This window comes from Mucilaginibacter tolerans, from assembly GCF_030519375.1.
Taxonomy (GTDB): Bacteria; Bacteroidota; Bacteroidia; order Sphingobacteriales; family Sphingobacteriaceae; genus Mucilaginibacter.
Genome location: NZ_JAUMKB010000028.1, coordinates 1 through 11079 on the forward strand (window position 1 = coordinate 1; position 11079 = coordinate 11079).

General features: G+C 42.0%; 8 protein-coding genes. 5 read left to right on the forward strand and 3 right to left on the reverse strand.

The window, feature by feature from the left end; translation table 11 throughout:
• The first annotated feature begins 123 nt into the window (after nucleotides 1-123).
• From Q3A68_RS22535 to Q3A68_RS22555, 5 genes are read left to right on the forward strand one after another with little or no spacing between them, the layout of a single operon-like run.
• A complete protein-coding gene (locus tag Q3A68_RS22535) occupies nucleotides 124-768 on the forward strand; it encodes a sensor histidine kinase (RefSeq protein ID WP_302903408.1) in 645 nt (214 codons plus the stop codon).
• Nucleotides 769-782: 14 nt separating this feature from the next.
• Nucleotides 783-3011 carry a tetratricopeptide repeat-containing sensor histidine kinase gene (locus Q3A68_RS22540; RefSeq protein ID WP_302903409.1) on the forward strand — a complete coding sequence of 743 codons (2229 nt, stop codon included), beginning with the start codon at nucleotides 783-785 and terminating at the stop codon, nucleotides 3009-3011.
• Between the two features lie 28 nt (nucleotides 3012-3039).
• On the forward strand, nucleotides 3040-4341 hold the full coding sequence (locus tag Q3A68_RS22545; protein ID WP_302903410.1) for a sensor histidine kinase: 1302 nt from the start codon (nucleotides 3040-3042) through the stop codon (nucleotides 4339-4341).
• A 27-nt stretch (nucleotides 4342-4368) separates the two neighbouring features.
• Nucleotides 4369-4746, forward strand: a complete 378-nt coding sequence (locus tag Q3A68_RS22550; protein ID WP_302903411.1) for a response regulator — start codon at nucleotides 4369-4371, stop codon at nucleotides 4744-4746.
• Nucleotides 4746-5789, forward strand: a complete 1044-nt coding sequence (locus tag Q3A68_RS22555; protein WP_302903412.1) for an adenylate/guanylate cyclase domain-containing protein — start codon at nucleotides 4746-4748, stop codon at nucleotides 5787-5789. The genes Q3A68_RS22550 and Q3A68_RS22555 overlap by 1 nt, the downstream gene beginning before the upstream one ends.
• A gap of 17 nt (nucleotides 5790-5806) precedes the next feature.
• Here Q3A68_RS22555 and Q3A68_RS22560 read toward each other — a convergent pair whose 3' ends face one another.
• The 3 genes from Q3A68_RS22560 to Q3A68_RS22570 form a co-directional block, all read right to left on the reverse strand.
• Nucleotides 5807-6088 carry a hypothetical protein gene (locus Q3A68_RS22560; RefSeq protein ID WP_302903413.1) on the reverse strand — a complete coding sequence of 94 codons (282 nt, stop codon included), beginning with the start codon at nucleotides 6086-6088 and terminating at the stop codon, nucleotides 5807-5809.
• A gap of 106 nt (nucleotides 6089-6194) precedes the next feature.
• The gene (locus Q3A68_RS22565) at nucleotides 6195-8126 is read right to left on the reverse strand and encodes a M1 family metallopeptidase (RefSeq protein ID WP_302903414.1); all 1932 of its coding nucleotides are present in this window, start codon (nucleotides 8124-8126) and stop codon (nucleotides 6195-6197) included.
• Nucleotides 8127-8144: 18 nt separating this feature from the next.
• On the reverse strand, nucleotides 8145-11057 hold the full coding sequence (locus Q3A68_RS22570; RefSeq protein WP_302903415.1) for a DUF5107 domain-containing protein: 2913 nt from the start codon (nucleotides 11055-11057) through the stop codon (nucleotides 8145-8147).
• Nucleotides 11058-11079: the final 22 nt, after the last annotated feature.

Consider the following 11079-nt stretch of genomic DNA (forward strand, 5'->3'; position numbering starts at 1 on the left):
TGATTTATTAAATTTAATGACTAATATTAATAGATTTTTAACCCTCCAAAACTGACAACCAAAAAACGTACAAGACCTTTTGTAAACAATTTCTCGGAGGTAAATACTGAACTGATTGAAGAAATGGAACTTGAGCTTGATAAGGGCGGCATAAGCGAAGTGCGTTCCTTGACAAGCGACATCAAGGCCAATCAGCAGAAAATCAGTCAGCATGGCAAACGCGCCGATTTCATTGTAAAGGGTATGCTGCAGCATAGCCGCGCCAGTAGCGGCGAAAAACAGCCAACTAATATAAATGTGTTAGCGGATGAATTTTTCAAGCTATCCTTCCACGGTTTAAGAGCAAAAGACAAATCCTTCAACGCAGAAATGGTAACGCATTTTGATCCTGATCTGCCCAAAGTGAACGTAGTGCAGCAGGACATTGGCCGTGTATTACTCAACCTGATCAATAACGCTTTTTATGCCGTCAACCAGAAAGCAAAAACAGCCGGGGTTGATTATAAGCCTACCGTAGAGTTGAGAACATCGCATAACAATGGTTTCATCGAAATCAAAGTAAAAGACAACGGCAACGGTATTCCTGAAAGCATAAAGGAGAAGATCATGCAGCCCTTCTTTACCACCAAGCCTACAGGCGAAGGGACGGGGTTGGGACTATCGTTAAGCTATGATATTGTAGTAAAAGGGCATGACGGTATCATTCAAGTTGATAGTACAGAGGGAAATGGCTCGGAATTTATTATTAACTTACCTCTCAAATCCTGAATTGCAATATCACGATGAAAAAAACAATCATCTTTCTTACACTGATCACATGTTTCACCGGGCTTCACGCCCAGGAACAACGTGTTAAAAAAGTAGAACAGGATTTAAAAACCCACAAACAACAGGATACACTGCGGGTCAATCGGTTGAACGAATTACAAAATTTAATCGTTTTGCCTCTTGACAAAGCAGATAGCATGGCCAATGAGGCATTGTTAATTTCGCGTAAGCTTAATTATAAAGAAGGCGAGGTTGAATCATTGATCGTACTATCAAGAGTAATATACCGGAAAAACGATCAGCGCCAGGCAAGATCTCTGCTAGACCAATCTATCGCTCTGGCAGAAAAACTGGATGACAAAGAACACCTCGCAAACGCCTACGCTACCATGAGCTCATTTAATAATCTGACAGGTGAAAGCAAACAAGCATTAGAGTACGACTTCAAATCGGAAGCGGCCGCACAAAAAACGCAGAATAAGGCATTGATTTCTCGTCGCCAGGCTGGGATTTCCGGTTTATATGCCACGTCAGTAGGCGATTATACCAAAGCAATGGAATGGGCGCTAAAAGCTGAAAAGAATGCGGAAGAGGCGAATGATCTTAATGCAATGGCAGGGTCGTGGTCAGCCATGGCCACCATCTTTACCAATATCGGCGATCAGCCAAACGCCATAGCTTACTATCAAAAAGCATTAGATGCCAATAAAAAATTAGGCAACCAGGCTTTGGAGTTTAATTTACTTAACAGGATCGGTGAAATGTATAGGCTTACAGACAAGTATCCTGAAGCTATAAAAGCCTATGAAGAGGGCCTTTCCAAAACGCAACTACCTTACAATATAGAATTGACCCAGAGTAATATGGCAGACGTATATGTACGACTAAATAACCTTCCGATGGCGTTTAAATATGCATTTATCTCGCTCAATTCTGCAAAGAAAATTAACGATACCGAAGGCGAAGAATGGATAGATGGCATATTAGCCAGGGCCTATCTAAAACTCAACAAACCCGATAGTGCCATCTATTACGCCACCAACGGGTATCAAAAAGCTATTCATACCGGCACCATCGAATTTAAACGTGATAACAGCGCAGCGTTGGCAAACGCCTACAATATTAAAAAGGACTATAATAATGCGTATAAGTATTATAGGCTCTTTATTAGTTATCGTGATAGCATGTCGAATGCCGAAGTGAGCAATCATACCAATCTACTTCAATATAACTACTCACTGGCCAAAAAACAGGCGCAGATTACCTCGCTTAACCAGGAGAAAAAAATGCAATATTATTTTCTCGCAGGCTCGGCAGGTATCCTGATACTTATTGGGGCTACCGGTATTGTATTATATCGCAGCAACCGGCAAAAGCAAAAAGCCAATACTTTATTAAGCAAGCAGAAACGCGAGATCGAGGAACAGCGCGATCAAACCAATAAAGTTTTGGCCGATTTGAAGCTAACCCAGAACCAGCTGATCCAATCAGAAAAAATGGCCTCGCTAGGTGAGTTAACAGCAGGTATCGCCCATGAAATACAAAACCCGCTCAATTTCATTAACAACTTCGCCGAAGTAAATAAGGAAATGATAGAAGAGCTGGAGGATGAATTAAAGAATGGCAATACGGATGCAGCTCTTGCTATTGCAAATGATATAAAAGCGAATGAAGAAAAGATAAACCATCATGGCAAACGGGCAGATGGTATTGTTAAAGGAATGTTGCAGCATAGCCGTGCCAGCAGTAATGTGAAAGAGCCTACTGATATTAATAAACTGGCTGATGAATATCTGCGCCTGGCTTATCATGGTTTGCGGGCAAAGGACAAATCATTCAATGCAGAGATGGTCACGAATTTTGACCCTAAGCTTCCTCAAGTTGAAGTGGTACCTCAGGATATCGGACGTGTTTTGCTGAATTTGATTACCAATGCTTTTTATGCAACGCAACAAAAGAAGAAAATAATTAATTCAGATTACAAACCTACGCTGACCGTTAGTACTGCTCTAAATGGTAAATCCATCCGAATAAAAGTAAAGGATAATGGCATCGGGATACCTGATAATATCAAAGACAAAATATTGCAGCCATTTTTCACCACCAAACCAACAGGCGAAGGCACTGGCCTGGGATTATCCTTAAGTTACGATACCATAGTAAAGGGCCACAATGGCAAAATAAATATTGAGAGCAAAGAAGGTGAAGGCTCAGAATTTATAATAGATTTGCCATTGGCATAATTTTCAACCAGCATTATTGATATAAGGAATGGATTTTTTTTATTTTCTGGCTGCTTTTCTGATCATAAGGCGAATAAACAAATCGCTTAAATTTTCTATCCTCTACCCCAAATGGAAAACCATGTTGTCAACCGCAACATGGATAATTATAGTAGGCTTTATAGCTTCTTTCGCCCTGGAAGATTATGCTAAGGATTTCATTGGAGCGGCGGTCTTGTTTGGATTGATTTATTACGCCAGTAAAGAACAGGACTTTACATCACAGCATTCTTATCTCCTGGCAAATATTCCGCTGGCGGCAATGGGACTCGTCAATTGTTTTTCTGAACTCTTTTTCGATGGATTTCATGAAAAATATAATGAATATTTTAGTTGGGCAACTCTTATAGCCTTTGCCTGGATATTCGGTAAATGGGCGACCTCTAAAAAGCAGGAAGAAGAACTACGCATCAGCGCCGAACGCCGCGCCGAGTTGGAAGTTCTGGTACAGGAACGCACGGTTGAACTTCAAAAACAGAAAGACGAACTGCAAGAAACCCTGCAAGAACTAAAAACCACTCAGGCACAGCTCATACAGTCTGAAAAGATGGCGTCGCTCGGTGAGCTGACCGCAGGTATAGCCCACGAGATTCAGAACCCACTGAACTTCGTCAACAATTTCTCGGAAGTAACTGCCGAACTAATTGAAGAAATGGAGCTGGAGTTGGACAAAGGAGACAAAGATGAAGCTATCGCTATTGCATCGGATATAAAACAAAATCTGCAAAAAATAATGCACCATGGCAAACGCGCCGATGGTATAGTAAAAGGTATGCTGCAGCACAGTCGCGCCAGCAGTAATGTAAAAGAGCCGACAGATATTAATAAACTGGCTGATGAATATTTGCGCCTGGCGTATCATGGGCTACGAGCAAAAGATAAATCATTCAATGCTGATCTGATCACCCATTTTGCGGAAGGACTTCCCGAGGTGAGTATGGTACCACAGGATATTGGCAGAGTATTGCTCAATCTGTTCAACAATGCCTTTTATGCCACCAAAGAAAAGCAAAAAACAGCCGGGACAGATTATAAACCAGCTGTTGAAATAACCACACACACAAAAGGGAAATCATTGGAAATAATTGTAAAGGATAATGGTACGGGTATTCCTGATGAGATAAAAGAGAAAATATTACAGCCATTTTTTACGACAAAACCGACAGGTGAAGGAACAGGCTTAGGTCTGTCGTTAAGCTATGATATAGTGGTAAAGGCTCACTCTGGTAAAATTGATGTAAAAAGTAAGGCCGGAGAGGGTTCTGAGTTCAGAATAAGCATACCTGTATAAGTTTATATAACTATATTTAGCCGTAATATGAAAATACTTGTCGTTGATGACGAAGCTGATGTTCAGCCGCTTTTTTTGCAAAGATTCCGCAGGGAAATACGTGAACATGAATTTGAATTCGACTTTGCCTTATCCGGAGAAGATGCACTTCATTATCTGCATGATAAACATAGCGAGGTAGTGCTTATTTTATCAGATATCAACATGCCGGGTATGAGCGGCCTTGAGCTCTTATCGCGCATCAGGCACGAGTATGACGCGCCACCCCCTATGGTGATGATGATAACTGCCTACGGCGATGAAGAAAACCATCGCCAGGCAATGGAGCGGGGCGCCAATGACTTTTTAACCAAACCGCTTGATTTTACCCTATTGAAAGAAAAACTTAAAACCTTGAGCGAATAATGGCCAAGATACTTGTTGTAGACGACGAGGCTGATCTGGAAGCACTGGTAAAGCAAAAGTTCAGGAGAAAGATACGTGAAAACGTATATGAATTTGTTTTTGCGCAAAATGGTGAAGAAGCTCTTCAAAAAGTCAGCGAACACCCCGATCTCGACATCGTTCTATCAGATATCAATATGCCGGTAATGGACGGTCTTACCCTGCTGAGCCGTTTGCCGGAAGCTAACCCTATAATAAAAGCCGTAGTTGTATCTGCCTATGGCGATATGCAAAATATTAGAACCGCAATGAACCGCGGGGCATTCGATTTTGTATGCAAGCCGGTTGATTTTGATGATCTGGACTTAACGATGGAAAAAACCATCAACTACGTAAAGCAGCTTCAGGACACCATGCAGGCTATTAAGGAGAATAATATCCTTAAGATGTATGTAGATGACAATGTACTGAATTTCATGTCGCACAAGGAGTTTGAAAGCAGCCTGCTCAAAAACGAGCTGATGGACGCGACGGTAATGTTCATTGATGTCTGCGGTTTTACGGCGATAACAGAACATGTGCCGGCGAATACCGTGGTGAATTTGTTAAATGGTTTGTTTGATAAAATTGTAAAAGAGGTTATTGCACAGGGTGGACATGTCGACAAATTTATGGGTGATGCCGTTATGGCCGTTTACCGTGGCGATTATAACCTTGACAGGGCCATTGATACTGCGCTTGCCATAAAAACCGAGCTGGCAAAAATGGACCCCATTGCCGCTGGCGAGAAGGAATTTAAACCCGATGTCTCGATCGGCATCAACTCGGGCGAAATGGTATCTGGCAATATTGGATCAGCATCGCTTAGAAGATTAGACTATACCGTTATAGGCGACTCTGTGAATGTGGCGCAACGACTCCAATCTGTAGCTAAAGCCGGTCAGGTTTTAATTACAGAACAGGTTTACCAAAAGATAAAGGAATCCTTTCACTGCCAGATCAATGGAGAGTTTACTCTTAAGAACAAAGAAAAACCTGTTATTACTTACTCGGTTATTGAATAAATACCCCCGAAATTACTCTAACGATATCCCTGCAAGGCCAACACTAATACGTATAGCATTACTAAACTATTGGCTGTTAGTCCCAGCACGTGAACGCGTATTTTCTCAAACGTCGCGGTCTTGTGCTTTGCAAAGTCGGCAGCAAAAAGGACAGCCCCTATCATCAACGTAAAAAACTCAATTGCAAATGGAATAGGCGGCGTATGGCTGTCTGTAAATCCACTTACTATACCCGACCAGATAGATAATACAAAAAATAAAATATAAAAAATTGAATAGATAATTTCTTTACAGGACATTCAGGAATAATATGTTGGTAGTGCAAAATAGAAAAATAGACTGTTAATTAAATAATCCGAGCAAAATTATTTAATTAACACTATTATTTATCCCACTATCAACAAGTTATTTTATTTCATATATATTATTACTGCGGTCTGTGTCCGGCAGTTGATTATCAGGATCCAAGACTATCTGTTTAATTTTAGAGGTCGAATTATACTTGAAGACCCACTTTGAGCCATGCTGCCAAATTTCTACAGGCAATTTAATGGTTTGCACTTTGCCATTCTCTTCGGTGATCTTTGCTATGACAGGTAAAGCCATCTCGCGCAGGTTCTCAATCGTGATAAAAGCTCCCGATGCCGAATCATTCTTTATATATCTCACATGGGTAACCGTCTGATCAATGTTCCATGTAGTATAAAACCATTCTTTCCAGAACCAGTTCAGGTCCTCTCCTGCTGCATTGTTCATCGTGCGAAAGAAATCATAAGGTTGCGGATGTTTGTAAGCCCAGCGATTGATGTATGTTTTAAAAGCATAATCGAAGCGATCGGGTTCCAACACTACATTTCGAAGGATATTTAATGCCAGAGCTGTTTTATAATAAAACATACCGCCATCATCATTGGCATCCGGTGCAATCATCAATGGATCATGTTCTTTTTGCATCCCTTTTGTTAATCCAAGTGCCGGACTTTTCTTTTCGGCATATTCACCGTTGTTAAAATTTGTCCAGACATACCCGTTGATAAAGGTATTAAAGCCCTCGTCCATCCAGCCATACCGCCGCTCATCACTCCCTACGATCATTGGGAACCAGTTATGCCCAATCTCGTGTGCTATATCCCTAAACAGGTCATCATTCACAATTTTGTGGCTACAAAATACGATGCCCGGATACTCCATTCCCAATGCCACGCCGGCTACTACAAAGGCATTGTGGTATGGATATTCATAGTAAGTATTTGAGTAAAACTCCATGCTGGATTTCAGGTATTCAACTGCACGGCTATAATGCTGACGACCTACACTTTCAACCGGATACACCGCCATTGCCATACCCTTTTTGCCTGATGGCAGATTTACACGCGCTGCATCCCACAAAAACGCTCTCGATGCTGCCCATGCCACATCGCGTGTATTATTCATTTTATAGTGCCAGGTTAATGTGCCGGATGATTTCCGGCCAGATGAATTCAACTCATCTTTACCAACAATGCTAACCGTACTATCGCTTTTCGCCGCTTTAGCAAGACGATTTATTTTGGTAGACGTCAACACCTGCTGTGGATTCTGCAAGTCCCCTGAGCCGGCAACGATCATATCGGCACAGGCTGTGATATAATAGTCGATGTCGCCATACTCGCAATAAAACTCACCATTCCCAAGATACGGCAAAGTGTTCCATCCGTTCAGATCATCAAATACACACATACGAGGGAACCATTGCGCCAATTGATAGATCATTCCGTTTTGGGTAGATAAACGTCCCATACGATCGGCGCCATGTTCAGGTATGGCAAAAGAGTAATCTATGTTGATGGTGATCTTATCGCCCTGTTGTTTAACTGCAAATGGCAACCGTATCTGCATCCGGGTATCGGCGAAATACGGCGTTATTGCATAAGTCTTCCCGGCATAAACAACAGATACCTTACCTATGTTATAACCACCCTTAAAACCGTTGGAGTCAAAACGGTCTCCAGCGGGCGTTACAGCAGTACCGCGCGAATCATTTCTGAATAAATTTTGATCCAACTGCAGCCACAAGTAATTCATTGTATCGGGACTATTATTGGTATAATTGATGCTTACATCGCCTTTCACCATCGTATCTTTTTCCAGCAACGTGGCATGAATAACATAATCGGCCCTGTTTTGCCAGTATTTAGGGCCAGGTGCGCCATTTCCACTGCGCATCTCGTTGCCGTTATTGGTAAAAAACTGTGGGTCGAAAACCTGCTTTTTATCATAAGTTGATTTTACCTGGGCGTACAAGCCAAACGGTGCAAAAAACACCAGGGCAATCCATATTTTGAGTTGCTTATTCATTAGTGATCTTGATTAAGATTATATGTTATTAATCGCCTTTATGCGGGCGCGATATTCATCAAGGATTTTCTCCGAAGGCTTTTTATGTTCTGCTTCTTTTATCAGAGCGGTCATATCGTTCTCCAAACTGCTGTCGACCATATCCGGATAAGGCGAGCCCACACCCAGGTTTTCAGGCCATAGCCGGGCTTCATCCACCTTCTTGATCGCCTTCTGCAACTGCCCGGCTTTCATCAGTTCTATGGCCAGCATTAGTTTGGTTTGTTCATATAATTTATGCCCGTCCTTTGCGCCTTCATATGGAAGTACCTGTAATTGATCGAGGGTCTTTTCAGCAGCCGAATACCGGTTGTTCAGCATAAGGCAACGTGCATACAGCATACCTGCTATATAATTGTCTTTGTGCGCATTGTAAAATGGTTCGATTGTCTTTAGAGCCGGTGCATTCTGCGTTTGTGCGATCAAAAACTCGGTCAGGTATTTGATATAACGCAAATCGTCAGGCGCAATTTTTGCAGCTTTTGTCAGATAATGCAATTGACTTTGCTTATCGCTCGAATCGCACAGGCGAGCGCGGACTACATAATACGGCGCAAAATCGGGTGCAACAGTTATCCTATTGATAACCTGTTGAGCTTTTGAACGATCTTTTGTTGTCTCGTATATCAAGGCCAGATAGTAATCAGGTTTCCAATCATTCGTATTCTTTGCAGCCCATTGCATCACCGTAATGCTTTGTGGCCTAAAAGGGAATACCAATAAGGCGTTACCGTTTTGTGCTTCAGCCAGACGCTGCTTCGCATCAGTATCATTCCGGTGCAGCCATGCCATCCAATACAATAGCTCATCATCCTTTTGAGGAGCGGTTTTTAAAATTGTCGCACTTTCATTGTCCAGATTCAGATCGTGGTACCAAACCGCCAGATCAAGATAGGTTTGCTGCGGCATTTCGTTGCGAATAAATCCCGTAAATGCAGCTTTGCTTTCAGTTGATTTATTAGCCAGGTATTCTTCGAAGCGAATGAAATGGTTCAATGGATCAATAGACAGAATTCTCTCTTTTGCTGCTATCGCTTGAGTTTTATTTTGCAATAATCGCGCTGCCAAATACTGCAATTGCAATGCCGTAATGTTCTCGCTGTTATAAACCAGGCTTTTCGAAGCATAGCTCAAAGCTTCATCAAACTTTTGCTGTCTGATCTTGATCTTGCTTAGCTCAGTCAAAGCTGCGGCACGATAATCATCAGTTAAGGTCGCTACTTCAAAACCGTCTTCGGCATCATACACTTTATCCAGTTTTAATGCTGATAAAGCATAATAGTAATTAGCCATACCATGATAAGTATCCAGGCTGATGGCTTTGCTGGCGTATTCAAATGCAGATTTATAATCCATCTTGCGGTATTGAAGCATCGCCATTTCGGCAAGTGCCGGGATCAGTGCAGGATCAAGCTTAAGGGCTTTGGCGATGCTGACCTCAGCATCCGCATAATAACGGGTATCAGCCTGGTATTTGCCTTTTATATAGAGCCCATAAGCCGAATCATAATCTAATTTTTCAAGTGGTTTTGTTGGCCGGCTTAATACTTTAACTGTGCTGTCTTTCGAGCTCCATTCGCAGCTGCCTAACATTATACTACCTATCTGCTGACCATTATTCAGATGAATAGTTTCCTCTAAATTCTGCAAGGGGTCTAAACTAACAGGCTTATTCAAAATTGATTTGCCTTCGCTATCTGTGACTTTCAGTGTGTCTTTGATGTACCTTATCGATGAAAAATAAACGGTAGCAGAGCGTTCTCCCCATTTGATATTCAGCACTCCACTCGTATCGGCCATAGCTACACCACTGGTTTTGCCATACGGATACCAATACTCAGTCCAGCTATCGGTTTGATAAGGCGAAAAGCTGAATTGCTTATAAGGCGTGTAAATACTTTCCTGCGCATTCTGGATATATAACCGGCCACTTTGCAATTCGGTATATTGCCCAACATTGTCATTCAGCAATTTGTCCCAGATGGCTCCGCTGCGGGCTTTTCCCCATATCCAAATCTTCTTGCCTACCTTATCCTCACGATTGGCATAATGGATCATTCCATAATTATCGTTCTGCCAAAATGCGCCCCAATATTTACTATAGGTTCCGGTAATGTGGTACGACTGGCTCCCTCCAAAATCGTTTTGCTTATAAAAAGAAATATCCCGGTTATGCTCTTTGTCATAAGGCCATTCATAAGACTTACCATCATGAAACAGGTGATTCGTTCCCGGCTCGATGTACTCCAGGTCGTCATCAGCTTTTAACGCAAGATTCATCCAGCTATAATATGGCTGATCGAGACTGGTTTGATTATGCCAGAAAACATGGGTAGTAAAATAAGCTTTATTTTTTGGCAACCTTATCTCCATGTTCCACCGGGTCTGTGTAAGCAAGTCGAGCAAGCTAATTATACAACTTACACTGCCATCGTCATTCTTTTTCGTGATGTAATCTACTGCATTTGATACGCCGGGCGTATGACCAATTATTCCAAAGTTGGCTTCAAGGCCTCCACTTGTCCATGGGCCGCGCATGGCGATATCGCGGAACTTGATCACATCATTTTGGTAAATAAATGGCCGGTTATTTTTCTTGTCGATGGCGGTCCATATTTTGCCACCGATCTTGGGCATCACCCACAGTTTGATGAAATCATTTTCCAGTTCAACCACTTTCCATTTTTGCTGAACTGGTTTGTTGGTAAAACCATCAAAACGATAATAAGGATAAACATTAGTAGGATTGGCAACCGGGTTAGGGTCTGAAAAAGGATAGGTTTTAAATTCCTTTTCAAATTCCTTTATAGTAGCATGGTTTTGCGCAATAGCTCGCGTTTGCAACTGCAGAAGCAGGTACAGGCATGCTCCTATCCAATAAAATCTTTTCATCGTCCGTGATATTTATCGTTCA

Excerpts from the sequence above, each read along its gene's own strand:
- Q3A68_RS22560 (WP_302903413.1), bottom strand. The coding sequence starts at position 6,088 with ATGTCCTGTAAAGAAATTATCTATTCAATTTTTTATATTTTATTTTTT.
- Q3A68_RS22565 (WP_302903414.1), bottom strand. The coding sequence starts at position 8,126 with ATGAATAAGCAACTCAAAATATGGATTGCCCTGGTGTTTTTTGCACCG.
- Q3A68_RS22550 (WP_302903411.1), top strand. The coding sequence starts at position 4,369 with ATGAAAATACTTGTCGTTGATGACGAAGCTGATGTTCAGCCGCTTTTT.
- Q3A68_RS22555 (WP_302903412.1), top strand. The coding sequence starts at position 4,746 with ATGGCCAAGATACTTGTTGTAGACGACGAGGCTGATCTGGAAGCACTG.
- Q3A68_RS22570 (WP_302903415.1), bottom strand. The coding sequence starts at position 11,057 with ATGAAAAGATTTTATTGGATAGGAGCATGCCTGTACCTGCTTCTGCAG.
- Q3A68_RS22545 (WP_302903410.1), top strand. The coding sequence starts at position 3,040 with ATGGATTTTTTTTATTTTCTGGCTGCTTTTCTGATCATAAGGCGAATA.
- Q3A68_RS22535 (WP_302903408.1), top strand. The coding sequence starts at position 124 with ATGGAACTTGAGCTTGATAAGGGCGGCATAAGCGAAGTGCGTTCCTTG.
- Q3A68_RS22540 (WP_302903409.1), top strand. The coding sequence starts at position 783 with ATGAAAAAAACAATCATCTTTCTTACACTGATCACATGTTTCACCGGG.